Raw genomic sequence first — 25,245 nt, 5'->3', positions numbered from 1 at the left:
CCCAGTGCTTTGGCTTGCAGGCGGGCGGTTGGCTGGGTGGCTGCTTTCAGCGTCAGAGCGTGAGGTTCTCACTGGGTCCCCGCCTCCGCGGGGATGAGCGGAAATAGGGGGCCGGCTTCGCCTCTCGCCGCACCCGTGGCATGTTCGCGCCGAGCTTGAACGGAGCCCGTCCATGTCGTCCTTCCGTCCCGTCGACCACCTCGATACCCACGACGTGACCAACCAGCCGCCGCCGCTGGAGGACATCAACCTGTTCACCGGCGACCGGGCGCTCCTGGAAGCCGTGCGCCGCAGCGGCGGGGCGCGGCACGAGGCTCGGCTGACGGCGCTCGGCGCCCGCTGCGGTTCGGCCGAGGTCATCGACTGGGGCGTGCAGGCCAACCGCGTGCCGCCGGTGCTGGACACCCACGACCGCTATGGCCGTCGCATCGACGAGGTGACCTTTCATCCCGCCTATCATCAGCTGATGCAACTCGGGCTGGAGGCGGGGTTGGCCTCATGCGCCTGGGACGGCACGGCCAACGGCCACGTCCTGCACGCCGCCATCCTGTTCCTGACGGGACAGGCGGACTCGGGGACCAGCTGTCCCATGACCATGACCTATGCCTCGGTGCCGGCCCTGGCGGTCGAGCCCGGCGTCGGCGCGTCGTGGATCGAGAAGATCAGGGGGGGACGCTACGACCCCGCCGTCCGGCCCGCGCCGGACAAGGCCGGCATCACCCTCGGCATGGCCATGACCGAGAAGCAGGGCGGGTCCGACGTGCGCGCCAACGCCACCCGCGCCGAGGCCACGGGCGAGGACGGCTGGTATCGGCTGACGGGGCACAAGTGGTTCTGTTCGGCGCCCATGTCCGACGCCTTCCTGACCCTGGCCCAGGCGCCGGGCGGCCTGACCTGTTTCCTGCTGCCGCGCTGGCTGCCCGACGGGACGCGCAACGCCGGCTTCCGCGTCATGCGGCTGAAGGACAAGATGGGCGACCGCTCCAACGCCTCGTCCGAGGTCGAGTATCACGGCGCCCTGGCCCAGAGGATCGGCGACGAGGGGCGCGGCGTCGCCGCCATCATCCGCATGGTGCAGCATACGCGACTGGACTGTGTGGTGGGGTCGGCCCAGCAGATGCGCGGGGCGCTGGCGCAAGCCATCTGGCACGCTCAGCATCGCAGCGCCTTCCAGAAGCGGTTGATCGACCAGCCGATGATGGCGGCGGTGCTGACCGATCTGGCGCTCGAGAGCGAGGCCGCGACGGCGTTGTCGCTGCATCTGGCTGGGACCTTTGACCGCGATGATCCGGTCGGACGGCTGCTGACGCCTATCGCCAAATACTGGGTCTGCAAGCGCGCGCCCGGTCTGGTCTATGAGGCGATGGAGAGCCTGGGCGGGGCCGGCTACGTCGAGACCGGGCCGATGCCGCGCCTGTTCCGCCAGTCGCCGCTGAACGCCATCTGGGAGGGGTCGGGCAATGTCATCGCCCTGGACGTCCTGCGCGCCTTCGGGCGCGAGCCTGAGGCGGTCGAGGCGCTGCGCGGGTTTCTGGGGACGGCGCGCGGGCGCGACGCCGTCTATGATCGCTGGCTCGACGCGCTGGACTTCGCCCCGTCGTCGGAAGGGGCGGCGCGCCTGTCGATCGAGCGGCTGGCTCTGGCGGCTCAGGCGGCGATCCTGTTGTCAGGGGAGAGCCCCGTCGCCGAGGCCTTCTGCCGCTTGCGGTTGCAACCGCGCGGGTCCGCCCATGGCGCCTTTGACGCCGTCATCGACACACGGGCGATCCTGGATCGGGCCTCGCCCGCGTGATGAAAACTCCTGAAAAATCAGGCGGCGGCTCGGGGGATGCGAGCCGCCGCCTCTCAGACTAGCTCAGGACCACAATCGCCACGCGGCGGTTCTGCGCCCGACCTTCGCGGGTGTTGTTCGGCGCGACCGGCTTGGTCTCGCCGTATGAGATGGTGGCCATGCGGTTCAGGGCGATGCCCTGATCGCTGAGGTAGCGACGCACGGCTTCGGCGCGAGCCTGACCCAGTTGCTCGTTGGCGCGGGCGTCACCGGACGAATCGGTGTGGCCCTGGATTTCCAGATAGACGTTGCGGTTCTCGGCCTTCAGGCGCTGGACCAGTTCGGACAGGCGCTGTTCGGCCTCGGGCGACAGAGCGTCGCGGTTGACCGGGAACTTCACCGAGTCGTCGGACAGGACCACTTCGTACAGGAACTTGCCTTCGGCCAGCTTGTGCGCCGCGTTGGCGCGGGCCAGAGCTTCGCCGGCGGTGCCTTCCACCTGGGTAAGGTGGTTGTCCACCTGCGTGACGCGTTCATCGACCACAGCCACATTGTCACGAACGAAGCGATGGCTTGCACACCCGCTTGCGGTCAACCCTACCAGCACCACCACTGCACTGGTCGCGACCGCCTTAGATGTAAGTTTGATCAAGTTAAGTCTCCTTCGTGCCGGTGCGCTACTCCGGTGATTGCGCGTTGCTGCACCCGCAGATGCAGGAGACGGCGCAGCAAAGACGCGCAACCAGAGACATGGTTTCAGCTTAACTGTAGAAAAGTTTTGCAAATCACCGGTTTTTGCAAGTTGAGCCTATTCAAGCCTCGGCGCCATGATCCTGACGCGGACCGGTGGTTTCGAAAAGGTCGCCTCCTAGTCATGAGGTCGCGGTTCAGGATATTCATGTTTTCAAAGCTTGTCTTGTGCGGGGCGAACCTGATGGGAGTCGCCGTTTGAGCGCCGAGCGGCGCAAGGCGCGGCGGCGGGCCCTGACCGTGATCGTCAGCGTGGGCGCGCACCTGCTGGTGCTGGTCGCCATTCTGCTTTCCCCGACCAAGACGCCGGTCTTCCCGCCTGAATATCAACCGATCGAAATCACCCTGATCGATCCACCGCCGCCATCGCCCGTGCCGTCGCCCGATGAAGGCGGCGGGGGTTCGCCCGCGCCCGCGCCGACGCCGGCTCCCGCGCCGGTCGCCACGCCCACGCCCGTCAAGACGCCGGCCAAGGCGCAACGCGCCGCGCCGACGCAGCCCTCGCCACGACCCAGTCGCCCGGCGCCGCGCTCGCCGACGGTCGCGCCCGTGCCGATCACCGCGCCGGCGCCGAGCATCTCCTACGTTTTCATGGGCGACGCCGCCCTGGCCGGGGCCATGATCGCTGGCGGCGGGGCAGGGAACGGCGCAGGCTCGGGAACGGGCAGCGGCACGGGGGTCGGCAGCGGCTCGGGCAGCGGTTCAGGATCGGGATCGGGCACAGGCGGCTCGTGCGACATGGTGCGGCGTCTGCAGGACGCCCTGCGCAATGCGCCCGGCGTGCGCGCCGCCCTGACCGAGGCCTATCGCAACTCGGGCGCCAACGGGCGGGCCATTCTGATCTGGGACGGCGACTGGGTGCTGAGCCCCGGCCAGGAGGGCAAGGGCCTGGCGGGGGTGCGTCAGGCCGTGGCCGTCACGGTCGGCTTCTCGCCGCGCGCCTGCAAGACCGAGACGGTGCGCGGCTATGTGGTGCTGACCCTGGGCGACGAGGCGGGCGCGCCGCGTCTGGCCCTGGGGACCGGCCAGTGGCGCTGGGCCGACCTGCTGTCTCTGTGAGTCAGACCAGCCCCAGCGGGCCGTAGAGCCAGGTCAGCCAGACGCCGATGGACAGAAAGACGCCGAACGGCAGGCGGTCGGTCGCCGAGACCTGACGCCGTACGATCAGCATGGCCAGCACCACGCTGAGCCCCGCAACCGAGGCCCACAGCAGGACGCTGGGCAGGCCTGTCCAGCCGACCCAGGCTCCCCCGGCGCCCAGCAGGAAGGGATCGCCGCCGCCCAGACCCTCGCGCCCGCGCACGAGTTTATAGAGGCGCGCCAGCAGCCACAGTCCGCCGAACCCGACCGAGGCGCCGATCAGGGGCGGGATCAGGGCCGAGGGCATGGCGACAGGCAAGCCGGCGGGGTGCAGCAAGACGGCTGCGATCAGGCCGCTGACGAACAGGGGCAGGGTCAACTGGTCGGGCAGCCAGAAATGCTCGGCGTCGACCAAGGCGATGATCAGCAGGTTCCAGCCCAGCACCCCGGTCATCAGGGCGGTGGCGAAGTCGGCGGAGTGAAACCCCGCCCAGACGCCGATCAGGCCCGACGCCAGCTCGATCAGCGGATAGCGGATCGGGATGACCGACCCACACTCGGCGCAGCGTCCGCCTGACAGGGCCCAACTGAGAACCGGGATCATGCGCCACGGCTTCAACGCCTGCCCGCAGCCGCCGCAGCGCGAGCGCCCGAACACCACGTCTTCACCGCGCGGCAGACGCAGACTGACCAGACCCAGAAAGCTGCCGACGATCAGGCCGACGCCGCCCAGGAAGGCTGCGAAAATCAACATTGGCGCCTCCCCGACCCATGGCCCGATCCATGGCCGCCTTCTGCACTAGCGGGCGCGCGGGATTTGGGGGAGCCTTGATAGGAGCCCATGGTGCATTTTTGTCATCTGGACGCCACGGGGCTGGACTGGGTAACGGTGGGGCGTGACCAAGGACGCTTCCGCCCCCAAGTTGACGCCGCGCGAACTGGAGATTGTCCGGATGGCCGGGTTGCGGCTGGGCGACAAGGAGATCGCGCAGCAGTTGAACCTGTCGCCGCGCACCGTCCAGAACCACCTGCATCGCGCCTATGAAAAACTGGGGGTCTCCGACCGTTTGCAGGCCGCGCGCCGCCTGAGTGATCTCTACTCAGGGGAATCACTCCCCATATCCGGCGACGCCTCGCTCAGCCCAATGAACCCGGTCTCTGCGGCGCCTTCGACGGCGCTCGAGAGCGGGAAGATGCGGCGATCGCTCTACGAGCGGTACGCGGCATTGGATGGCTGGCGTCGACCCAGGAAGCTGGGGGGCTCCCTGTTGTGGCTGATCTTGTCCTGGTCTCTGGCCTGGCTGATCGTCATCGCGGTCGGCGTCAGCCTCGTCCACCCCATTCTCGAGTCCGTCCAACGCCTGCGGTGATCGTCACTCAGGAGGCTCGTCGGCGATGCCAGGTTTAAAACAGAGGCGCCCGGTGCGGGCCCCTGTATCCGCAAGCAGCGGGTGCGGGCCGTGCACGGGCTGACGACACACGGTGCATCCCTTTCATATCGTCATGCTGTGCGCCAACCTGCTCGGGCTGGGGTTGATCCTCTGGCGCGGGGAATGGATCGATCGCGCCGCCACCCTGGCGCTGGTCGCCGTAGTGGCGATGACCGGGGTGCTGCAGTTGCTGAACGTGCCCGGTCTGTTCGGCTGGGTGGCGGTGCTGGACGTGCTGTTGTTCTTCACGCTCTGGGCCTTGGCGGAGCGCGGCGAACGGTGGTGGATCGTCGCCCTGACGGGGTTTCAACTGATCGCCGTGATCGCCCATTTGGCCCCCTTCTTCGCCTGGGAGCGGCTGCAATGGGCCGTGATCACCGTGAACTGGGGCGTGTGGCTGCTCGACAGCCTCTGCGTCTTCGTCGGCGTCTGGGAGGCCTCGGCCGCCCGGCGCTTCGCCCGGGAGGGTCGTGATGGCTCAAGCATGGACCATGGACGCGGCGCGCGCGCTGCTGCTTCAGTGGAATAGACGCAAGGTCGAAGGCGCAGTTCGCGCGGGCGGGCTGGCGGTGGACCTGGATGCGCTTGAGGGCTGGCTGCTGGAGCAGAAGCCGAGTTCTCTGGCTGAGGCCGAACGGCTGCTCGATTTGATTACGGTGCATGAAGCGGGCGTGGACGGCGATCTCGCCGCCCTGTGCAGGGTGGGCGGCGCGGTGCGAAACGACTTGAGCCGTCATCGCAGCCGGGTGGACGTCAGCTTTGCCCCTTGCGCCTCCGGGCCGGTGGCTGGGCGGGCCTGAAAAGTCATCCTCTGCTGACGCAAGGCGAGGCTTTCAACCCGCCGGCCTGACTGCTAGAGCGCGGCCTCTGTCCGCGATCCGGCCGTGGCCGTCGCGCTCCAAGCGGTTCACCTCCCCGATGACGATCCCCTTCCGCGCCGCGCAACTCGCGTCCGTCGCCTTGCCCCTGCTCGTGTTCGCGGGGCCTGCCTGGGCAGAGGGCGTCGCGCCGGAAGGCCCGACCCAGGTGTCCGAGATCGTGGTGACGGCCCAGCGGCGCGAGGCCGCGCTGGCGTCGACGCCCCTGTCGCTGACGGTGACGGCCCAGCCCCTGCTGAACGACGTCGGCGTGCGCGACATCAAGGACCTGCAGATCCTGACGCCGGGTCTGATCGTCGTCTCGACCTCGAACCAGACCTTCACCACGGCCCGCATTCGCGGGGTCGGCACGGTGGGCGACAATCCGGGGCTGGAAAGCTCGGTCGGCGTCATGATCGACGGCGTCTATCGCCCGCGCAACGGCGTGGCCCTGGGCGACCTCGGCGAGGTCGAGCGCATCGAGGTGCTGAAAGGCCCGCAGGCGACCCTGTTCGGCAAGAACACCTCGGCCGGCGTCATCAACGTCGTGACTGCGGCGCCGTCGTTCACGCCGCGTCTGGCGGGCGAGGCGACCTTTGGCGACTACGGAACCACAGGCGGCTCGGTCTCGCTGACCGGCCCCCTCGTGGACGAGGTTCTGGCCGGGCGGCTCTATGTGGCCGCGCGTCGTCGCGACGGCCTCTATGACGTCAGGACGGGCGACGGTCCGCGCAGCGAAACCGATGATCAGAACGAGCACTACGACACCGTGCGCGGCCAGCTGCTGTGGCGCGCCACGCCCGACCTGACCGCCCGCCTGACCGCCGACTGGACCGAGCGGGACGAGCGCTGCTGCGTCGGCGTGCAGCTTGTGACCGGCGGCACCGCGCCGCTTCTGGCCACCTTCGCGCCCGACGGCGGCGTGGCGGCGACGCCCAGGCCCTGGGACCGCGTCGCCTGGTCGAACCGCGACACCAACACCCGCATCCGCGACCGGGGCCTGGCCCTGCACCTGAGCGCCGACCTCGGCTGGGCGCAGCTGGATTCGACCACGGCGGTGCGCGACTGGCGCGGCGTCATCAGTCAGGACTGGGACTTCACCTCGGCCGATCTGGCCTATCGCCCCGACGACGGCAGCTGGTCCAACCGCTTCCGCACCCTGACGCAGGAGGTCCGCCTGTCGGGTCAGCGCGGGCGTCTGGACTGGTCAGCGGGGCTGTTCCTCTCGGACGAGAAGCTGACCCGTCGCGACAGCCTCTTCTACGGCGCCGACTACGAAGCCTATGTCAGCCGCCTGCTGTCGCGCTCGACCGCCAATCCGCTGGGTGATCCGGCCCATGTCTCGACCCTGACCGGCCTGGCCGTGGGCCAGAGCTTCGTCGAGGGCCAGGGCCAGCGCGACCGCTACTGGCAGACGGCGCAGTCGGCGGCCCTGTTCGGCCAGGTCTCCTACGCTGTGACCGACCGCCTGACCCTTACCGGGGGCCTGCGCCGCACGCATGAGACCAAGGACATGAGCGCGGCCTATTCCAACACCGACGGCGGTCGCGCCTGCGCCGCCGCCCTGGCCAAGGGCGTGACCAACGCCACCCTGTGCCTGCCCTGGTCGAACCCGGCCTTCAACGGCCTGACCTCGTCCGAGACGGTCAAGGACGAGGCCTGGACCGGCCTGGCCCGCGCCGAGTTCAAGGCGACCGAGGCAACGCGCCTCTACGCCGGCTGGTCGCGCGGTCGCAAGAACGGCGGCTTCAATCTGGACCGAGGCCAGACCAATCTGGTCCCCGACGCCTCGCGCGCCTTCGGGGCCGAAACCGCCGACGCACTCGAGGCGGGCGTCAAGAGCGTGCTGCTGGACCGTCGCCTGCTGGTCGGCGCCGCCGCCTTCCGCCAGACCTATGACGATTTCCAGCTCAACACCTTCCTCGGCACGACCTTCCTGGTGCGCTCGATCCCGCAGGTCCGGGCCAAGGGCGTCGAGGCGGACTTCGTGCTGACGCCGGTCGAGGGCCTGTCCTTGCAGGGCGGCCTGACCTACGCCCAGACCGAATACGGCCACGACCCGATCGCCGGCCTGCCCCTGCTGGCGGGGCGTCGCCTGGCCTTTGCGCCGCTGTGGAGCGGCTCGCTGGCCGGGACCTATGAGCGTCCGGTGGGGGCGGGCCTGACCGGCCGCGTCACGCTGGCGGCCAAGTATTCGTCGGAATACAACACCGGCTCGGACCTCGACCCGGCCAAGAGCCAGCCGGGGTTCTGGCTAGTGGACGGCCGTGTGGCTTTGGCCAAAGACGAGGCGTGGAGCGTCGAGCTGTGGGGCCGCAACCTGTTCGATCAGGACTACCGCCAGGTCGCCTTCGGCGCGCCCTTCCAGTCCGGCACCCTCGGCGCCTTCCTCGGCGCCCCGCGCACGGTAGGGGTGACGCTGCGGGTGGTGCGCTAGATATCTTCCTTCTCCCCTTGCGGGAGAAGGTGGGCGCCGGAGGCGCTCGGATGAGGGGTTGGGGCGGAGCGTTTTGACATGAGGCCATGTGCGAATTTCCTCGCACCCCTCATCCGTCAGGCTCCGCCTGCCACCTTCTCCCTCGAGGGGAGAAGGGTCTCAGATCTTCTCGCGCGCCTCGTCCTTGGCGGCGCGTTCGGCCTGGCCGCGCCAGCCATAGCCCTCGCCGTGCTTGCCGACGCTGGAGAAGACGGCTTCCTCGGCCTTGTGGAAATACTGTTCGGACACCATCCAGCCCTTGAAGGGCCGCAGCACGCCCAGGCACATCAGCGCCAGGATCGGCAGGGTGACGACGAAATGCACCCAGACCGGCGGGTGGACGTTGAACTCGAAGATCATGAAACCGATCATGCCGACGATGCCCACCGCCGACATGACGAAGAAGGCCGGGCCGTCCGCCGGATCGGCGAAGCCGTAGTCCAGACCGCAGTTCGAGCACTCCTTGCGGATGGTCAGATAGCCTTGGAACAGCGGGCCGACGCCGCAGCGCGGGCAGCGGCAGCGGATGCCGGTCTTCAGCGGGCTGATGGGCGGATAGGCGGGGTCTGACACGAAGGAGCACCTGAAAAACGGCGTGACATGACGTCGACACTGCCGATGTCGGCCTTTCGCGCGCGCGCTGCAAGCGGGTGTTTTGTCCTACCTGCGCGGCGAGGCTGTGGGACCATGACGTCAGGCGGCGCTTTAACTGGCGTTAACCGCGATGAAAGCCCTTTCGCGCGAGGGTGCGCGCGTATGTCCGGGGCCAGCGTCAGCAAGCGCGTTCTGAAATCGACCGTGGCCGCCGCCGCGGCGGGCGTCGTCGTGTTCGCGCCCCTGGCCCCGCACGCTGAGGGCGCCGCCGCCAGCAGCGGCCCGGTCGATATCCGCGTCGGCGCCAACACCGGCTTCACCAAGATCGAATTCGCCGGGGCCGTGGGCTCGCGGGCGCGGGTGCGCCAGGACGGCCGCGCCGTCATCATCCGCATCGGCACGACCGCCGCCCCGGACGTCAGTCGCCTCAAGGTCGATCCACCTAAGGGGGTCGAGAAGGTCGAGACCCGTTCGGTGCAGGGCGCGACCGAACTGGTCCTGACCCTGGCCGAGGGGGCGGGGGTCCGTTCCGGCGCCGCCGACGGCGCGGTCTGGCTCAACCTCTATGCCCCCGGCGCCGTGCCGGAAGGCGCCAGACCCTCGGTTGTGCCCGCCGGCGGGGCTGTGCCTGTCGCCGCCGAGGTCAAGGACGCGACGACCCGCCTGACCTTCGCCTGGGCCGCGCCGGTCGGGGCCGCCGTCTTCCGGCGCGGCGACGCCGTCTGGGTGGTGTTCGACGCCGCCGCCCGCATGAACATGCCCGCCGCCGCCAAGGCCGGCGACGCGGCCAAGGCGCGCTGGGCCGCCGGGCCCGACTTCACCGCCATCCGCATTCCGGCCGCCGAGGGCCAGACGGTGTCCGCCCGCGCCGACGGGGCGTCGTGGATCGTCACCCTGGGCGGAACGGCGCCCAGCGTGACTGGCGTCGAGATCGGCCGCGACGACAGCGTCCAGACGGCCCTGACCGCGCGCATGGCCGGGGCGACCAAGACCGTCTGGCTGACCGATCCCATGGTCGGCGACCGTTTCGCCGCCGTCACCGCTCTGGCGCCCGGCAAGGGCATGGCGCGGGGCCGCCGCACCGTCGATCTGGCTCTGCTGCCCACCGCCCACGGCCTGGCGGTCGAGACCCCCACCGATGACCTGACGGTCAAGGCCGAGGGCGACATCGTCACCCTGTCGCGGCCCAAGGGCCTGCGCCTGTCCCCGCCGACCGTGGGGCTGGAAGCCGCCGCGCAGGAGGTCCACGCCCCGCGCGCCGCCGTCCGCCCGGCCCTGATCATCGCCGACTGGGCCGATCTGGGCGGCGACAGCTTCAGCAACCGCCACCGCATCCTCCAGACCGCCGCCGAGCTGGAAAGCGGCCGCGCCGCCGACGACCCGCGCGCCCCCATCGAGGCCCGCATGGCCTACGCCCGCTTCCTGGTCGGGCAGGGCCTGGGCTATGAGGCCATCGGCGTGCTGAACGCCCTGGTCAAGCAGACCCCGGCCATGCAGGGCGTGGCCGAGGTGCGCGGCCTGCGCGGCGCCGCCCGCGCCGCCATCGGTCGCTACGCCGAGGCCGAGGCCGATTTTTCCGCCGGGGCCCTGGCGGGCGATCCCTCGACCCGCGTCTGGCAGGGCTATATCGCCGCCCAGCGCAGCGACTGGACCACGGCGCGTCAGGCCTTCGCCGCCGGGTCCGGCGTGGTCGACAACTTCACCCCCGAATGGCGCGCCCGCTTCGGCACGGCCCATGCCCTGGCCGCCGTCGAGACCGGCGACCTGGCCGCTGCGACTGAACTGCTGGCCTATGTCTTCAGTCAGCCGGGCGTCTCGGCGGCGGACCAGCTGACCGCCCGTCTGGTCCAGGCCCGACTGTTCGAGCTGGAGCAGAAACCGGCCCAGGCTCTGGCCGTTTACAAGGCCGTGGCCCGCGCGCCGCTGGACGGGATTTCCACGCCCGCTCGCCTCGGCGTGGTGCGTCTGGAGATGGCCAAGGGGACGATAAAGCCCGATGCGGCGGCGGCCCAGCTGGAAGCCCTCAAGTGGCGCTGGCGCGGCGACGGTACCGAACTGGCCGTGATCCGCAGCCTGGGCGAGCTCTACCTGTCGCAGGGCCGCTATCGCGAGGCCCTGACGACGCTGAAGGCGGCGGGCCGCAAGATCGTGGTCCTGCCCGGCGGCGACAAGCTGCAGTCCGATCTGGACAACGCCTTCCGCGCCCTCTTCCTCGACGGCGCCGCCGACGGCTTGCAGCCGGTGCAGGCCCTGGCCCTCTTCTTTGACTTCCGCGAACTGACCCCGGTCGGCGCCGACGGCGACGAGATGGTGCGCCGCCTGGCCCGGCGTCTGATCGACGTCGACCTGCTGGATCAGGCGGCGGAGCTGCTGAAGTATCAGGCCGACAACCGTCTGGACGGCGTGGCCAAGGCCCAGGTCTCGACCAATCTGGCCGCCGTCTATCTGATGAACCGCCAGCCGGAACAGGCGCTGCAAGCCCTGTGGTCGTCGCGCACCACGCTTCTGCCCACCGCCATGAACATCGAGCGCCGGGCGCTCGAGGCCCGCGCCCTGATGGAGCTGGGTCGTTACGACCATGCGCTCGAGGTCCTGGGCAAGGACGCCTCGCCCGCCGGTCGCGACGTGCGCGCCGAGATCTTCTGGAAGCAGCAGCAGTGGGGGCCGGCCGCCGCCCTCTACGAACAGCGTCTGGGCGATCGTTACAAGGACGCGGTCATTCCGCTGACGGCGGACGAGGAGAACCGGCTGATCCGCGCCGGGGTCGGCTATTCGCTGGCGCGCGACGCGGGCGGGTTGAACCGGTTGTCGCGCAACTATTCAGGCTTTGCTGACAAGGCCCGTTCGGCTGGAGCCATTCGTATCGCCCTGGCCGGGCTGGACGGGGCCGATGGCTCGGGCCGTCCGCAGGACTTCGCCACCCTCAGCGCCGGGGCCGACACCTACGCCGGCTGGATCGCGGCGACGAAGGCTGAGTTCAGACAGAAAACGGGCGGAGACCGCCCTGCGACCCCCGCCCGAAATCAGCCGGCGGCGGCTGCGAGACCCGCAGCCGCCTAATGGCCTTGCCTCTGCGATGAGAGGCGCCCGGACCCCCGCGGGGGTCCGAAGGCTTAGCCGTTGACGGCGTCCTTCAGGGGCTTGGACACGCGGAAGCGCACAGCCTTCGAAGCAGCGATCTTGATGGTCGCGCCCGTCGCCGGGTTGCGGCCTTCACGCTCGGCGCGCTCGGCGGTGTCGAACACGCCCAGGTTCGAGATGCGGACGTCCGAACCCGAAACCAGGCTCTTGTGGATGTTCTTGACGATCGCGTCGAGGACGCGGGTGGCGTCGGCCTGCGAGACACCTGCGTCTTTGGCGACGGCGGCGATCAGTTCGGCTTGAGTGGTCATAAGGGTTTTCCCAGAAGGTGGTCGTTCGATTCCCGAACGAAGACCCGTGGATCAACACGCGTTTGTGTAGGCTTGGCAAGCCCGGCTGAGCTTCAAAGCCCCTGAGGCCGGGGACTTATCCCCCGCCAGCGCCTCTCTGGAAGCTCTCGACCAGGCTTCCGGCCACCAGTCGCCAGCCGTCCACCAGGACAAAAAAGATCAGCTTGAAGGGCAGGGAAATGACCACCGGCGGCAGCATCATCATACCCATGGACATGAGCACGCTGGCGACCACTAGATCGATCACAAGGAACGGAACGAAAAGAAGAAATCCGATCGTGAAGGCCTTCTTTAGCTCACTGATCATGAAGGCCGGGGTGACCACCCGCAGGGGCAGTTCCTGCACGTCCGTCGGAGGGGTGATTTTTGACAGTCGAGTGAACAGGGCGAGGTCGCCCTGATCCACCTGGGCCAGCATGAAGGTCTTCACCGGTTCCGAGGCCGCATCGAAGGCCTGGGGCAGCTCCATCTGCTGATCCAGCAGGGGGCGGATGCCCGAATCATACGAATCCTGCCAGGTTGGAGCCATGACGATGGCGCTCAGAAACAGCGCCAGCGACACCAGGACGGCGTTCGGCGGCGACTGCTGCATGCCCAGGGCCGTCCGCAGCAGGCTCAGCACCACGATGATCCGCACGAAGCTGGTGGTCATGATGACGATGGAGGGCGCCAGGGACAGCACGGTCATCAGGCCGACCAGTTGCACCACGCGCTGGGTCAGGCCGGCGCCGCTCCCCAGGTCGATATTGATGGCCGACCCGTTCTGCGCCACCTCCTGAGCCAGCGCGCCCAGAGGCCAGACCAGGCACAGGGCGGTGGTGATCAGCGACAGCAGGGCCGCACGCTTCAACTCGGCGCGGTTGGGCAGGGCGAAGAGGGCGGGGCGGCTCATTTCGCATCTCCCGATTCGATCACAGGGCCGCGCGGTTCGATCAGTTCGCGACCTTCGCCCAGCAGGATCAGCCGCTCCTCGGCGTCGACCCGCACCAGCACCAGACGCCGCGCCGGATCCAGCACCAGAGTCTCGATCACCTGCAACCGCCGCGCGCCGCGCTCGGCCTGAAGCTTCGCCAGGATCTTGGGCGCATAGCGGCGCGCCGCCCATGCGGCCAGACCGATCAGGCCCAGGGTGATCGCCAGGCCGAACACCGCCCGGAACAGGTCGAGGAAATTCATGCGGTTCGAGGCCCCAACAGCGCTCACAGGCGCGCCGCTTCGCCCGCACGTTTCGTCGCTCGTGGTTAACGCCGCGTTTAGGAACACGGAATATTAACCATGGAGGCGGCAAATTCTGCCGATCAACCGTCCGAGGGGACCCGCGTGTCCGTCACCGACATTCCGCTGCTGAACCAGATCAAGGGCCGTCTCGGATGGCTCGACGATCGTCAGCGCGTGATCGCCCAGAACGTCGCCAACTCCGACACCCCCGGCTTCATGGCGCGCGACCTGAAGGCGCCGACCGACTTCGCCGAGGCCATGCGCACCGGCGGCGGCCTGAAGATGGTCGCCACCAACGCCCGCCATATCACCCCGCCGGGCCAGGCCGCGCGCTTCGATTCGCTCAACGCGCCGGACTCCGAGACCACCCTCGACGGCAACTCGGTCGTGGTCGAGGAGCAGATGCTGAAGATGGCCGAGAGCCGCATGGCCTATGACGCCGCCATCGGCTTCTACCAGAAGTCCATGCAGATGATCCGCATGGCCGCCCGCAAGCCCGGCGCCTGAGGCAGGAGACTTAAGCCATGCCTGATCCCGTCAACGTCACGCCGCGCAACACCGCCATGGCCGTCGCCTCTGGCGCGCTGAAAGCGCAGCAGTCACGCATGCGCATCATCGCCGAGAACATCGCCAACGCCCAGTCGACGGCCAATGTCGCGGGGGGCGAGCCCTATCGCCGCCAGACGCCGATCTTCCAGGCCCGCAACGTCAACGGCGCCACCGGCGTGGTCCTGGCCGAGGTCCGTCCGGACCAAAGCCCCTTCCGCGTCGAATACGATCCCTCGCACCCGGCGGCGAACGCGGAGGGCTATGTCCAGCGCCCCAACGTCGACACCCTGATCGAAGCCATGGACATGCGCGAGGCGCAGCGCGCCTACGAGGCCAACCTGAACGTCATCGAGACGGCGCGGAACATGGAAGCCCGCACCCTCGACATCATCAAGAAATAAGAGGGCCTAGGTCATGAATCCCATGATGGCGGCCAAGGCCTATGCAGCCGTTCAGGGCGGCGCCATGCCGACCGCGACCCCGCCCAGCGCCGCTTCGGCGGCGCAGGGGCCGGGCTTCTCCGAACTGTTGCAGAACGTCATGACCCAGACGGCGCAGCAGACCCGCGGCGCCGAAACCCAGATGGCCCAGATGGTCCAGGGCCAGGGCAGCCTGATCGACGTCGTCACCGCCGTCTCGTCCGCCGAAGCCTCGCTGGAAACCGTCATGGCCGTCCGCGACCAGGTCATTTCCGCCTATCAGGAAATCATGCGGATGCCGATCTGACGGCTCCTCTTGCCGTCATCCCGGGGCCGCGTAGCGGAACCCGGCACCCAGGCGGTTGTGCATTCGTGGTTCTCGGCCGTTTTCGCTGAAACGTCTGGGCCCCGGATCGCCCTTGCGGGGCGTCCGGGGTGACAGCGGGAGAGAGGAACCCGCTCGACGCTGACGGCCGTCCGCCTAGTCGGCCAGATAGCCCGAGGCCGCGACGAAGGCCTGAACCGCCGCCGGGTCGGAATAGTCCAGCTCGATCATGGTCTTGAGCGCCGCCGCCTTGTCAGGGGCGCGATCATAATAGCCGCGCGTGATGGCGTAGCCGACATAGTAGCCCAGGTCGCGCACCCCGAAGGCGTTGTCCGTGTTGTTGTAAAGCCAGCCGCTGAAGTCCTCGCCCGCCATGTCGCGGCGGAAGGCGGCCTTGATGGCGGCATCGTTGGCCGGGCCATAGGCGACATAGGCCAGATCGGGCATCCGCCCCGTCACCTGTTCTGCGACGAAATCGGCCACGCCCTCATAGACGGCTTGTGACAGTAGGTTGCCGCGCTCGCCGATCTGCTGGGTGTGAACCACCTCGTGCACGGCCAGCAGGTCCAGATTGTCGAGCGGCTTGCTGGCGAAGTAGGAGGCGAAGAAGCGTTGCAGGCCCGGCGGCATTTCAGAGATGTCGACGCTGGCGTCGCCGGTGGCCATCTCGACGCCCAGCAGCACCTTGTCGCCCTGGGTGGTCCCGGCCGAGCGCAGGGCGCCGACCTCGAAGTAGATGCCGGCGGGACGCAGCTCGGGATAGAGGGTCTTGAACCGCTCCAGATGGCCTTCCAGCCGCGTCAGGGCGCCGGTCGCCAGCGCCGTGCGCGGCCGCACGCTGTCCCAGTAGGCCGGATAGGCGCGGATCGCGTTCAGGTAGGTGTCCGCCGTATAACCCTTGGCCTCCATGAAGGCCGCCAGACCCGGCGTGCCCTGATCGATATAGAGGCGCTGGAACGCCGCCTTCTGCGCCTCGGGCGTGTCCGCCGCCCGCACGGCGTCATAGGCGGTCCAGAAGCGGGCGACGTCGCCGTCTTCCAGCTGAATCGGCGAGGTCTGCGCCAGGGCGCTGGCGCCCATGAGGCCCAAACCCAGACCCATTCCCAGACTGATCGCCAAAGCCCACCGACGCATGACGGTTCCCCTCAAAGCCAGGCTCGTCAGAAAGCGGCGCCGCGACGGGGTGTCAAATGAAACGGCGGTAATGTCGGCGGGATCGAACCGCCGCCGTCAACGCTTCTCTTCGCATCAGGGAGAGACATCATGCTCAAGGACAAGAATTCGTCAGCCATCGTCGCGGTGAAGGACCTGGACCGGGCCAAGACCTTCTATTCCGACGTCTTGGGGCTGAACCTGGCGGACACCTCGAACGAGGGGATGCTGGGCTATCGCACAGGGAACACCTGGCTGACGGTCTATCAATCCGACTTCGCCGGCACCAATCAGGCCAACGCCGTCAGCTGGGACGTCGGGGTCGAGCTGGACAACATCGTCGCCGGGCTGAAGGCTCGGGGCGTGACGTTCGAGCACTATGACGACATGGGGCGCCAGGGCGACATCCACGTCTGCGGGACCATGCGTCTGGCCTGGTTCAAGGACCCCGACGGCAACATCCTGCATCTGGTGGGTTCGACGGGGTGACGGCGATCCTCCCCTGCGCAGCGGGGGAGGGGGACCATGCGCAGCATGGTGGAGGGGGCGGATACAGGCTGAGGCTTCTAGACCGAAGGACGACGTGCGAGGCTCGCCCCCTCCACCGCCTTGGCTGCTGCGCGCCGCCCTTCGGGTCGGCGGTCCCCCTCCCCCGTCGCAGGCGACAGGGGAGGATCAATCACCCCTCCAGCGACACCACCGGCTGCTTGATCTCGGCGCGCGAATGGCCGCGCTTCTTCAGCCAGGCGCGGATGCGTTTCTGGATCGGATTGTCGACGCCGTAGTGGAACAGGAAGGCGAAGACGAAGGCCGCGCCTACGCCCATGACCCACAGGCCCCAGCGCCAGATTTCGCCGAGGTTCAGCTTGTTCGCCGTGGCCTCGGCCAGGCCGAACCAGCCGATGCGGACCACTTCGTTGGAGATGAACATGGCGAAGGAGACCACCGCCGCCTGTTCCACCAGTTTCGACGGCTTCGTTACCGGTACGGCGCCCGCCGCCAGGATGATGATGGAAATCAGGGCCAGCGAGATCAGGGCGTTCTTGTCAAAATACTGCACCACCGCCAGGCCGATCGCCGCCAGCAGCAGGGCCCATCCGGCTAGCCGCGGATTGATCCAGACGCCTTGCGCGAACCAGGCCAGTCCCATGCCCAGCACGAACAGAGGCAGGGCGCGCCAGATGCCGAGGTTCAGCGGCATCTGATAGACGGGATAGTTCAGGATGGCCCAGCACAGCTCATTGGCCGCCAGATATCCGACGACCACCAGCCCCAAGGCCATCCACGGCCCGACCCGCGTCAGCCCGCGCAGCACCCAGGGGAAGGCCAGGTAGCAGCCCAGCAAAGCCGAAATCGACCAGCTGGGCGCGTTCCAGCCCAGGCCGCCATAGACGCCGAACGACTGCACCAGGGCCGCCTGCGCCGGCAATTGATCCCAGGCGAACCACTCGGGATGGGTCGGCGGCAGGCCGATGGCGGTGCCCAGCAGCACCATGGCCACCAGCAGGGCCAGCATGATCAGATGGGCTGGAAACACCCGCAGCGACCGTTTGAGGAAGAAGTCCGTCTTCGACATGCGGCCCCCGGCGACCGAGGCGCCGTAGACCCGCATCAGCACATAGCCGCTGTCGATCAGGAAGAAGTTGGTCAGCAGGAAGCCGCCCCGCTCGAACACCGGATGCACGCCCTCGGCCAGAGGAATGGGCGCCGAGGCCTGGAAGTGATGCAGGATGATCAGCGACGCCACGATGAACCGCAGCGCGTCCAGCCACCCCCCGCGCATGATCGGCGGCGGCTCGTTATGAGACGAAAACACGCTCCAGCCCATGGCGATGGCTCCCTTCAGAAAGGGGACACGCAAGAAGGGGGCCGTTGTCCTCTTTCTTCTCCCCTTGCGGGAGAAGGCGTTCAAGCAGCCGGAGGCGTAGCGCTCCAAAATCCTTCTCCCACAAGGGGAGAAGGGCAGGCCTAGCCCCGCACCAGCCGCAGGAATTCCTCGCGCGTTCGGGGGTCTTCGCGGACGGAGCCCAGCAGGCAGCTGGTCGACAGGCTGGCGCCGGGGACGTCGACGCCGCGCATGGTCATGCAGCTGTGCTCGGCCTCGATCACCACGCCGACGCCATGAGGGCGCAGCACGTCCTGGATGGCGTGGGCGATGTCAGAGGTCATCTTTTCCTGGATCTGGAGGCGCCGCGCAAAGCCGCGCACCACGCGGGCCAGCTTGGAGATGCCGACCACGCGATCCGTGGGCAGGTAGCCGACGTGGGCCACGCCGACGACCGGCAGCATGTGGTGTTCGCAGAAGCTGACGAAGCGGATGTTCTTGAGCACAACCAGTTCGTCGTAGCCGCCGACCTCTTCAAACGTCTTTTCCAGATACTCGCGCGGCTCGACCTCATAGCCCTGGAACAGCTCGCGATAGGACTTGGCCACCCGCTTGGGGGTTTCCAGCAGGCCCTCGCGGTCGGGATTGTCGCCCGCCCACTGGATCAGAGTGCGGACGGCGGCTTCGGCTTCGGCCTGCGAGACGGAGGGTTTGTGCGCGTGGTCGGTCATAGCGTGTCCATATAGCCGGGAGCGGCGATCAATCCAGCCGTCAGATGACCGTCGCCCGAAAATGGACTGTACGCTTGGGCGGACAGATTGGGTTTCCTAAACGGCCTGTTAACCATCCTGTCGGCATTTTCTGCCCAGTTCCCGGGAGTGGTCGATGAACGGCGCGGAAGTTCTGGATATTGGCCGCGACGCCATCTGGCTGACGATTCAGCTGTGCGCGCCCGTGCTGGTGGTCGGTCTGGTGGTCGGCGTGACCATTGGTCTGTTCCAGGCCCTGACGCAGATTCAGGAACAGACCCTGATCTATGCGCCCAAGATCATCGCCATCTTCGTCTCGCTGCTGCTGTTCCTGCCGCTGATGGGGGCGCTGCTGGGCGGCTTCATGCGCGAGATCGCCGCCCGCATCGCCGGGATGTAGGTCGCACGTGGAGCCTTACGCCACCGCCGATCAGGTCTGGGCCGGCGGGCTGATCTTCGCGCGCGTGGGCGCTATCCTGATGACCATTCCCGGCATCGGGGAAAGTTATGTGCCGCCGCGCGTGCGCCTGTCGCTGGCCCTGCTGCTGTCACTGGTGTTGTGGCCGCTGGTCGCCGGGACCCTGCCGGCCCTGCCGCCGACCCTGGGGGGCATGGCGGGCTGGATCATCCGCGAGGTGGCGACGGGTCTGGCCATCGGCATGATCCTGCGCAGCTTCATGACGGCCCTGGTCACGGCGGGCGAGATCATCTCGGCCCAGACGACCCTGGGGTTCGCCCAGACGGCCAACCCGCTTCAGGCCTCGCCCGGTTCGACCCTGTCGGCCTTTCTGATGCTGCTGGGGGTGACGCTGATCTTCGCCACCAACACCCACCACCTGTTCATCGCCGGCATCCTGGGGTCCTATGAGACCATCTCTCCGGCCAAGCCGATGATCGCGCCGGACTTTGCGGCCATGGCGGTTCGGACCCTGAGCGAGAGCTTCATGCTGGGGGTCCAGCTGTCGGCGCCGGTTCTGGTCTTCGCCCTGATCTTCAACCTGGCCTCGGGCCTGATCGCGCGGGTCATGCCGGCCTTTCAGGTCTATTTCGCCGCCGCCCCGCTCAGCGTCCTGCTGGGGCTTTCGATCTTCGCGCTGAGCCTCGGCGTGATGGGGACCATCTTCATCGACCGCTATCGCGCCCTGGCGCGGGTGTTCACGGGAGGGAGCCTTGGCTGAAGGTTCCGATCCCGAGTCGAAAACCGAAGACGCCACCCCGCGAAAACTTGAGGAAGCGCGGAAGAAGGGCGACGTCGCCAAGTCGCCGGACGTGGCGGCGGCCATGTCCCTGGCGGGGGCGACGGCGGTCCTGCTGATCGGCGGCGGCTATTTCTCGCGTCAGATGGCCGAGGACATGCTGCCCTTCCTGGCCGAGCCCCACGCCATGATCGGCGGCTTGCAGGCCGGCGCCGGGGTCGAGATCGGCATGCGCGCCGTCTGGGCCGTGACGCCCTTTCTCGCGGCCTTGATGCTGGCCGTCATCATCGGCGGGGTGGGGGGAAACCTGGCCCAGTCCGGCTTCCTGTTCACCGCCGAGAAGATCAAGCCCAAGTGGTCGGCGGTCAGCCCCTTGTCGGGCTTCAAGCGCATCTTTGGTCCGGACGGCATCGTCCAGTTCATCAAGACCTTCCTCAAGCTGGTGGCCATCGGCGCCGTCTGCTGGTGGGTGCTGAAGCCGCACACGCGCGAGCTGGAAAACCTGGCGGCCATGAGCCCGGCCCTGATCCTGCCCTTTGCCCGCGATCTGGCGGCGTCGCTGATGATCTCCGCCCTGATCTTTCTGGCCTTCACCGCCGGGGCCGACTTTATTTGGCAGAAGTTCCGCTTCGCCAAGCGGATGCGGATGACCAAGGAAGAGACCAAGGAAGACTACAAGCAGACCGAAGGCGACCCCCATGTGAAGGGCAAGCTGCGCCAGATCCGCATGCAGCGCAGCCGCCAGCGCATGATGCAGGCCGTGCCGACCGCCACCGTCGTCATCACCAACCCGACCCACTATTCGGTGGCCCTGCGCTATGAGCCCGATCAGGGCGACGCCGCCCCGATCTGCGTCGCCAAGGGCGTGGACGCGGTGGCCTTCCGCATCCGGGAACTGGCCAAGGAAAGCGGTGTTCCGGTCGTCGAGAACGTGCCCCTGGCCCGCGCCCTCTATGCCGCGGTCGAGGTCGACGAGACTATCCCGCGCGAGCACTTCGAGGCCGCGGCCAAGGTGATCGGCTTCGTCATGCAGGGACGGAAGCGGCGTTGATCGGTCGCCGAAATTCTCCCTCCCCTTCATGGGGAGGGTGGCCGAGGCGTAGCCGAGGTCGGGTGGGGGCGGCTTGGCTGATCAAGCGCCGCGGCCCTATCACCCGGCCCTTCCCCACCCGGTCGCTGCGCGACCACCCTCCCCGAACGGGGAGGGAGAAATGTGCCTCGTTATGGCGCAGGCCGGAGCTCCGATATGCTGACCACCACTGATTCGCGCGGGCAGGACGCCATGACGATTTCCCGGCCGAAAGCGACGACGACGCGTCGCCCGACCTTTGATCCCCTGCTGGTGGTGATGGCCCTGGGCTTCGCCCTGGCGGTGGCGGCCATGGTCTATCCGGCGTTCCGCACCAATGCGATGACGGCGCCGGGCCTGATCCTGATCTTTGCGGCGGGGGCCACGGCCCTGATCTGGCTGTTCGCCTTTGGCCGGGCCGAGGTGCGCCGCGCCCACGGCGACACGGCGGTCGAGATGCTGGACGCCATGGCCGAGCCCGCCGCCCTGGTGTGGCCGTCTGGTCAGGTGCTGGCCTACAACGCCGCCTGGGCCGAGGAGAACGGCGCCGTCACCGCCCTGCCGCGCGGCAAGTCGGCGCAAGCCCTCTACATGGCCTTCGCCCAGGCTCGCGAAGGCCATCAGGGCCGCGCCATCGTCCAGATCGGCGCGCGCGAGATCGAGGTCCTGATCGGTCAGGCGGGGCAGGGGCGCTTCCTGGTCCGCGCCGCGCCCGACGCCGTCCTGCCGGTGCCTCAGACCGCCCCCGTCGCCGTCCCCGCCAAGGTCAGCGGCGAGGCCCGCGCCATGGCCGCCGGCGCGCCTTTCGGCTCGACCGTCATCGCCGGCGACGACCTGTTCGCGGGCAAAGCCGAGGATTCCAACGCGGCGCTGGCCGTCCTGACCGGCCCCGCGGCCTCCGGCGACGCGGCTTTTGGCCACCTGTTCGACCTGGCGGGCGTGACCGAGGCCAAGACCAAGCTGGCGGCGGGGTCTTCGGGTCCGATCGAGCTGGTGGCCCGCGCCTATCCCGACCGCCACCTGCACCTCTATGTGGCTCCCGAGGGCGACAAGCGCCGCGTCTGGCTGTTCGACGTCTCGTCGCAAAAGTCGATGGAGCTGCAACTGTCGCAGGCCCAGAAGATGCAGGCCGTGGGCCAGCTGGCCGGCGGCGTGGCCCACGACTTCAACAACCTGCTGACCGCCATCCAGATGCAGCTGTCCGAGCTGCTGGAGCGTCACCCGGTCGGCGACCCCTCCTATGACGGCCTGAACCAGATCCGCCAGACCGGCATCCGCGCCGCCGATCTGGTGCGCAAGCTCCTGGCCTTCTCTCGCAAGTCCACGGTGCGGCGCGAGCGTCTGGACCTGGGCGAACTGGTCGGCGAGTTCGCCGTCCTGCTGCGCCGCCTGCTGCGCGAGGACGTCCGTCTGGAGACCGACTACGGCCGCGACATGCCGCTGGTCCTGGCCGACAAGAGCCAGCTGGAAACCGCCGTCATGAACCTGGCGGTCAACGCCCGCGACGCCATGCGCGGCGTGGTCGAGCCGGGTGCGGGCGTGGTCACGATTCGGACCCGCCGCCTGACCGAAGCCCAGGCCCGCGACCTGGGCTGGCGCGAGGCCTCCGGCGAGATCGCCCTGATCGAGGTGTCCGACACCGGCCCCGGCGTGCCGCCCGAACTGCTCGACAAGATCTTCGAGCCCTTCTTCACCACCAAGGCGGTCAACGAAGGCACCGGCATGGGCCTGGCTACCGTCTATGGCATCGTCCAGCAGGCCGGCGGCCATATCAGCGTCACCAACCTTGAGGGCGCCGGCGCCGCCTTCCGCATCTTCCTGCCCGCCGCCTCGGCCGAGGAGCTGGTCGCCGCCCCTGTGGTCGAAAAGGCGGTCAAGGCCGCGCCGCGCGACCTGTCGGGCGCCGGCCGCATCCTGTTCGTCGAGGACGAGGCCGCCGTGCGCGGCATCGCCGCCCGCCTGCTGCGCCAGCGCGGCTATGAGGTGATCGAGGCCTGCGACGGCGAGGAGGCCCTGATCCTGGCCGAGGAATGGGCCGGTCAGATCGACATGATGATCTCCGACGTCATCATGCCGGGGCTGGACGGTCCGTCCCTGCTGAGGAAGGCGCGTCCCTTCCTCGGCGACGCCCCGGTCATGTTCATCTCGGGCTATGCCGAGAGCGACTTCTCGGACCTGCTGCAGGACGAGACCGGCGTCTCCTTCCTGCCCAAGCCCCTGGACATCAAGACCCTGGCCGAACGCGTGAAGCAGGAACTGCACGCCGCTTAAGCCTTCACCGCCCGTCATCCTGGGGCTGCGCTTCGCTATGGTCGGGATGACGGTGGGGAAGGCTCGGGCGTGAGAGCCACCCTCGCGACGAAAGGCTATCGTCAGTTTTCGACAGCGAGGTCGGGGAGGTACTGCGCAGCAATCTTGTCAGCAAATCTCTGGGGCCCAGCGCCCAAGAGGTTCGTCAGAACGATCACGGTAAGGTCATCCTCGGGGTAGATGAAGATAGCCGCGCGATCGCCGCCCGTGGGCGTGATCGCCGGATGTTCGGCGCGGCGGATGGACGGCCAGCCCAGTCCATAGCCATTGATGGTCCTGTTGAAACCGCGATAGCTTCCGTCGGGCAGCTGATGCGGCGTCCATAGCTGTTCGAGAGCTCTTTCGCTGACCAGTTTCCCGGTCTGTAGCGCGATAACCCATGCGGCCAGATCCGTGGCTGTGGCCTGAACGCCTGCCGTGGGATGCATGTAGGCGGGCCACGTCTCATGGCGCGCCATAGGGGTCTCGCTACGTTCGACGCCGACGGTCCTCATGTCCGTTATCTGCAGCGTCAAATAGGTATAGAGCGAGGCGAGCTCGGGCACGGTATCGGCGGTGTGTCCAAAGCGTGCCTGCTCCATGCCCGCCGCGTTGAACTGCCCCTCGCGAACGACATCAACGAAGCGCTGGCCCGAGATCTTCTCGATGATCTTGCCCATCAGGGCATAGCCGGTCTGATTGTAGGCGTACTGCGTCCCGGGCGCATACTTCAGAGGAAGTTCCTGCACCTTCGCCCAGGCGGCGTCGGGTTCGGCGCCGTCTATCAGTCGGGTATTGTCGTCAATGATCTCGGGCAGGCCGGACGTGTGCGTGAGGATCTGGCGGACAGTGATCTCTTTCCACGATGGCGGAAGCTCTTCGAGATATTGCGTCACCGAGGCATCGAGATCGAGTTTTCCGGACTCGACAAGCTGCATCGCCGCGACGCCGGTGAAGGCCTTGCTGATCGAATTGACGCCGAAAACAGTGCGTTCGGTTACAGGCTTGGCGGTCTCGAGGTTGGACTGGCCGTAAGCGCCGGAGAATACGATTTCGCCGTTTTTCACGATCGCCAGCTGGAGCCCGGGAATATTGCGAGACGCCATCTCGCTTTGGACCAGGCGTTCAATCGCAACGGTCTTGTCGTCCGCTCTCGCGATCTGCGTTGTGCGGGCGTTTGCGCTATCGGCAAGACCGCCGATGATCGCAATCAGGCCGATGGCGGCAGGAATTTTGTTCAGCATTCTTTTGGTTATCCGGAGCTTAGGGCGCAACGACGCGTTGACTGAGAGATGGGCTGGTCACGGTCATCGGTTGACCCGTTCGCTGCACGCTCGTCCACCCAGGCTCGGTCAGTGGTACGCCTGGATCGGTGAACGGCAGTGCATCCCGGCGAACGGTTGCCTCAAGGGGGCTGTCGGGTTCCCATCGCTGCACGACAGGGAGGAAGGCGGTCACTTCGCCGGACTAGGCGTCGCCGCCCGTCCGGGTTCGCTCGACCGTCGTGGTGGTTTCGCCATTGGGCCCGCTGGTCGTGGTGGTGGTTGTCGTCGTGGTCCGTTCCCACAGGGTGCAGTCCATTGATGAGCCGCCGCCGGGCTGCGGGGTGGTTCGGCATTGGGCCCTGGCGGCGTCCGCCGACCGCACCGCCTCCGCCGGGCCGGCGGCGCAGGCGGACAGGGTCAGTTCGGCGGCCAGGACGGCGGCCATGATGGCGCAAGATTTAAGCATGGCGATGCTCCCCACAACTCCGCTTCGCGCCAGTCTGCCTGACCCGGCGCGCCGCGCAAGCGTCAGCCCCGCCATCCGGCCAGAGGTCTACACCCTCAGATCAAAATGGCGCGGTTCGGCTCCGCGGCGTTCTCGGGCGGCCTCGTGCAGGGTGTCGGCCAGATCGAGCAACTGATGACGGCGCAGGCGCGGGATGATCTCCAGCAACTGCAGCCGCAGGGTCTCGGCTTCGGCGTCGGTCATAGGGGCGGGCCGACGGAGGGAGCGAGCAGACATGACGATCGTCCTTTCGGGAGGGCTCTCGAAGGCGTCGGATGACCTCGGGGAAACGGGT

The 25,245-nt window shown here is 68.0% G+C and carries 27 protein-coding genes; 15 read left to right on the top strand and 12 right to left on the bottom strand.

Features of this window, described 5'->3' with window-relative positions:
- Nucleotides 1–172: 172 nt before the first annotated feature.
- Nucleotides 173–1,792 (top strand): acyl-CoA dehydrogenase family protein, encoded by a 1,620-nt coding sequence (locus HNP51_RS00525; RefSeq protein WP_184265759.1) that lies wholly within the window; start codon nucleotides 173–175, stop codon nucleotides 1,790–1,792.
- Between the two features lie 58 nt (nucleotides 1,793–1,850).
- Here the strand turns inward: HNP51_RS00525 and HNP51_RS00520 are convergent, their stop codons facing one another.
- Nucleotides 1,851–2,423, bottom strand: coding sequence for an OmpA family protein (locus HNP51_RS00520; protein WP_221415683.1), 573 nt, complete (start codon nucleotides 2,421–2,423; stop codon nucleotides 1,851–1,853).
- Between the two features lie 296 nt (nucleotides 2,424–2,719).
- Between HNP51_RS00520 and HNP51_RS18780 the strand changes: the two genes are divergently transcribed.
- A complete protein-coding gene (locus HNP51_RS18780) occupies nucleotides 2,720–3,580 on the top strand; it encodes a hypothetical protein (protein WP_221415682.1) in 861 nt (286 codons plus the stop codon).
- Nucleotide 3,581: 1 nt separating this feature from the next.
- On the opposite strand, the gene HNP51_RS00510 is transcribed toward HNP51_RS18780, so the two are convergent.
- The gene (locus HNP51_RS00510; protein ID WP_184265753.1) at nucleotides 3,582–4,355 is read right to left on the bottom strand and encodes an A24 family peptidase; all 774 of its coding nucleotides are present in this window, start codon (nucleotides 4,353–4,355) and stop codon (nucleotides 3,582–3,584) included.
- 142 nt (nucleotides 4,356–4,497) lie between these two features.
- Between HNP51_RS00510 and HNP51_RS00505 the strand changes: the two genes are divergently transcribed.
- The 4 genes from HNP51_RS00505 to HNP51_RS00490 all read left to right on the top strand — a co-directional run bounded on the left by HNP51_RS00505 (nucleotide 4,498) and on the right by HNP51_RS00490 (nucleotide 8,325).
- Nucleotides 4,498–4,971 (top strand): helix-turn-helix transcriptional regulator, encoded by a 474-nt coding sequence (locus HNP51_RS00505; RefSeq protein ID WP_311769877.1) that lies wholly within the window; start codon nucleotides 4,498–4,500, stop codon nucleotides 4,969–4,971.
- A gap of 112 nt (nucleotides 4,972–5,083) precedes the next feature.
- On the top strand, nucleotides 5,084–5,560 hold the full coding sequence (locus HNP51_RS00500; RefSeq protein WP_311769876.1) for a hypothetical protein: 477 nt from the start codon (nucleotides 5,084–5,086) through the stop codon (nucleotides 5,558–5,560).
- The gene (locus HNP51_RS00495) at nucleotides 5,505–5,831 is read left to right on the top strand and encodes a hypothetical protein (RefSeq protein WP_260398266.1); all 327 of its coding nucleotides are present in this window, start codon (nucleotides 5,505–5,507) and stop codon (nucleotides 5,829–5,831) included. Before HNP51_RS00500 ends, HNP51_RS00495 begins: the two co-directional genes overlap by 56 nt.
- A 118-nt stretch (nucleotides 5,832–5,949) precedes the next feature.
- Entirely contained in the window at nucleotides 5,950–8,325 is a 2,376-nt protein-coding gene (locus tag HNP51_RS00490) for a TonB-dependent receptor (RefSeq protein WP_184265747.1), read from the top strand.
- Nucleotides 8,326–8,484: 159 nt separating this feature from the next.
- Here the strand turns inward: HNP51_RS00490 and HNP51_RS00485 are convergent, their stop codons facing one another.
- Nucleotides 8,485–8,937, bottom strand: coding sequence for a DUF983 domain-containing protein (locus tag HNP51_RS00485; RefSeq protein ID WP_184265744.1), 453 nt, complete (start codon nucleotides 8,935–8,937; stop codon nucleotides 8,485–8,487).
- A 183-nt stretch (nucleotides 8,938–9,120) separates the two neighbouring features.
- Here HNP51_RS00485 and HNP51_RS00480 point away from each other — a divergent pair, with 183 nt between their 5' ends.
- Nucleotides 9,121–12,018: a lipopolysaccharide assembly protein LapB gene (locus tag HNP51_RS00480; RefSeq protein ID WP_184265741.1), complete on the top strand. Its 2,898-nt coding sequence runs from the start codon at nucleotides 9,121–9,123 to the stop codon at nucleotides 12,016–12,018.
- Between the two features lie 53 nt (nucleotides 12,019–12,071).
- Here the strand turns inward: HNP51_RS00480 and HNP51_RS00475 are convergent, their stop codons facing one another.
- The 3 genes from HNP51_RS00475 to HNP51_RS00465 all read right to left on the bottom strand — a co-directional run bounded on the left by HNP51_RS00475 (nucleotide 12,072) and on the right by HNP51_RS00465 (nucleotide 13,565).
- Complete coding sequence (locus HNP51_RS00475; RefSeq protein ID WP_114818640.1) at nucleotides 12,072–12,350, bottom strand: HU family DNA-binding protein; 279 nt, start codon at nucleotides 12,348–12,350, stop codon at nucleotides 12,072–12,074.
- A gap of 115 nt (nucleotides 12,351–12,465) precedes the next feature.
- A complete protein-coding gene (gene fliP / locus HNP51_RS00470; RefSeq protein ID WP_184265738.1) occupies nucleotides 12,466–13,281 on the bottom strand; it encodes a flagellar type III secretion system pore protein FliP in 816 nt (271 codons plus the stop codon).
- Nucleotides 13,278–13,565 (bottom strand): flagellar biosynthetic protein FliO, encoded by a 288-nt coding sequence (locus HNP51_RS00465; RefSeq protein ID WP_184265735.1) that lies wholly within the window; start codon nucleotides 13,563–13,565, stop codon nucleotides 13,278–13,280. The genes fliP and HNP51_RS00465 overlap by 4 nt, the downstream gene beginning before the upstream one ends.
- A gap of 144 nt (nucleotides 13,566–13,709) precedes the next feature.
- On the opposite strand from HNP51_RS00465, the gene flgB reads away from it, so the two are divergent.
- The 3 genes from flgB to fliE are packed head-to-tail and all read left to right on the top strand — an operon-like array spanning nucleotide 13,710 to nucleotide 14,882.
- Nucleotides 13,710–14,114, top strand: a complete 405-nt coding sequence (gene flgB, locus HNP51_RS00460) for a flagellar basal body rod protein FlgB (RefSeq protein ID WP_114818648.1) — start codon at nucleotides 13,710–13,712, stop codon at nucleotides 14,112–14,114.
- 17 nt (nucleotides 14,115–14,131) lie between these two features.
- The gene (flgC, locus tag HNP51_RS00455; RefSeq protein ID WP_184265733.1) at nucleotides 14,132–14,557 is read left to right on the top strand and encodes a flagellar basal body rod protein FlgC; all 426 of its coding nucleotides are present in this window, start codon (nucleotides 14,132–14,134) and stop codon (nucleotides 14,555–14,557) included.
- Between the two features lie 13 nt (nucleotides 14,558–14,570).
- Entirely contained in the window at nucleotides 14,571–14,882 is a 312-nt protein-coding gene (gene fliE, locus HNP51_RS00450) for a flagellar hook-basal body complex protein FliE (protein ID WP_184265730.1), read from the top strand.
- Between the two features lie 174 nt (nucleotides 14,883–15,056).
- Here the strand turns inward: fliE and HNP51_RS00445 are convergent, their stop codons facing one another.
- Complete coding sequence (locus tag HNP51_RS00445) at nucleotides 15,057–16,034, bottom strand: hypothetical protein (protein ID WP_221415680.1); 978 nt, start codon at nucleotides 16,032–16,034, stop codon at nucleotides 15,057–15,059.
- Between the two features lie 129 nt (nucleotides 16,035–16,163).
- On the opposite strand from HNP51_RS00445, the gene HNP51_RS00440 reads away from it, so the two are divergent.
- The gene (locus HNP51_RS00440) at nucleotides 16,164–16,541 is read left to right on the top strand and encodes a VOC family protein (protein WP_184265728.1); all 378 of its coding nucleotides are present in this window, start codon (nucleotides 16,164–16,166) and stop codon (nucleotides 16,539–16,541) included.
- A gap of 190 nt (nucleotides 16,542–16,731) precedes the next feature.
- On the opposite strand, the gene HNP51_RS00435 is transcribed toward HNP51_RS00440, so the two are convergent.
- A complete protein-coding gene (locus HNP51_RS00435; RefSeq protein WP_260398264.1) occupies nucleotides 16,732–17,913 on the bottom strand; it encodes an acyltransferase in 1,182 nt (393 codons plus the stop codon).
- Nucleotides 17,914–18,020: 107 nt separating this feature from the next.
- Entirely contained in the window at nucleotides 18,021–18,608 is a 588-nt protein-coding gene (gene folE, locus HNP51_RS00430) for a GTP cyclohydrolase I FolE (protein WP_184265725.1), read from the bottom strand.
- A 154-nt stretch (nucleotides 18,609–18,762) separates the two neighbouring features.
- On the opposite strand from folE, the gene fliQ reads away from it, so the two are divergent.
- The 4 genes from fliQ to cckA all read left to right on the top strand — a co-directional run bounded on the left by fliQ (nucleotide 18,763) and on the right by cckA (nucleotide 23,162).
- Nucleotides 18,763–19,026 carry a flagellar biosynthesis protein FliQ gene (fliQ, locus tag HNP51_RS00425; protein WP_184265722.1) on the top strand — a complete coding sequence of 88 codons (264 nt, stop codon included), beginning with the start codon at nucleotides 18,763–18,765 and terminating at the stop codon, nucleotides 19,024–19,026.
- 7 nt (nucleotides 19,027–19,033) lie between these two features.
- The gene (fliR, locus tag HNP51_RS00420; protein ID WP_184265719.1) at nucleotides 19,034–19,804 is read left to right on the top strand and encodes a flagellar biosynthetic protein FliR; all 771 of its coding nucleotides are present in this window, start codon (nucleotides 19,034–19,036) and stop codon (nucleotides 19,802–19,804) included.
- On the top strand, nucleotides 19,797–20,873 hold the full coding sequence (gene flhB / locus HNP51_RS00415) for a flagellar biosynthesis protein FlhB (protein ID WP_184265716.1): 1,077 nt from the start codon (nucleotides 19,797–19,799) through the stop codon (nucleotides 20,871–20,873). The genes fliR and flhB overlap by 8 nt, the downstream gene beginning before the upstream one ends.
- Before the next feature lie 195 nt (nucleotides 20,874–21,068).
- Nucleotides 21,069–23,162, top strand: coding sequence for a cell cycle histidine kinase CckA (cckA, locus tag HNP51_RS00410; RefSeq protein WP_260398263.1), 2,094 nt, complete (start codon nucleotides 21,069–21,071; stop codon nucleotides 23,160–23,162).
- A 101-nt stretch (nucleotides 23,163–23,263) separates the two neighbouring features.
- Here the strand turns inward: cckA and HNP51_RS00405 are convergent, their stop codons facing one another.
- The 3 genes from HNP51_RS00405 to HNP51_RS00395 form a co-directional block, all read right to left on the bottom strand.
- Nucleotides 23,264–24,424: a serine hydrolase gene (locus tag HNP51_RS00405; RefSeq protein WP_184265713.1), complete on the bottom strand. Its 1,161-nt coding sequence runs from the start codon at nucleotides 24,422–24,424 to the stop codon at nucleotides 23,264–23,266.
- A gap of 223 nt (nucleotides 24,425–24,647) precedes the next feature.
- Nucleotides 24,648–24,911 (bottom strand): hypothetical protein, encoded by a 264-nt coding sequence (locus tag HNP51_RS00400; RefSeq protein ID WP_184265710.1) that lies wholly within the window; start codon nucleotides 24,909–24,911, stop codon nucleotides 24,648–24,650.
- Nucleotides 24,912–24,998: 87 nt separating this feature from the next.
- A complete protein-coding gene (locus HNP51_RS00395) occupies nucleotides 24,999–25,154 on the bottom strand; it encodes a hypothetical protein (RefSeq protein ID WP_260398262.1) in 156 nt (51 codons plus the stop codon).
- Between the last annotated feature and the right edge of the window lie 91 nt (nucleotides 25,155–25,245).

It is taken from the genome of Brevundimonas bullata, from assembly GCF_014207965.1.
Taxonomy (GTDB): domain Bacteria; phylum Pseudomonadota; class Alphaproteobacteria; order Caulobacterales; family Caulobacteraceae; genus Brevundimonas; species Brevundimonas bullata_A.
This window is presented reverse-complemented; position numbering and strand designations above follow the sequence as displayed.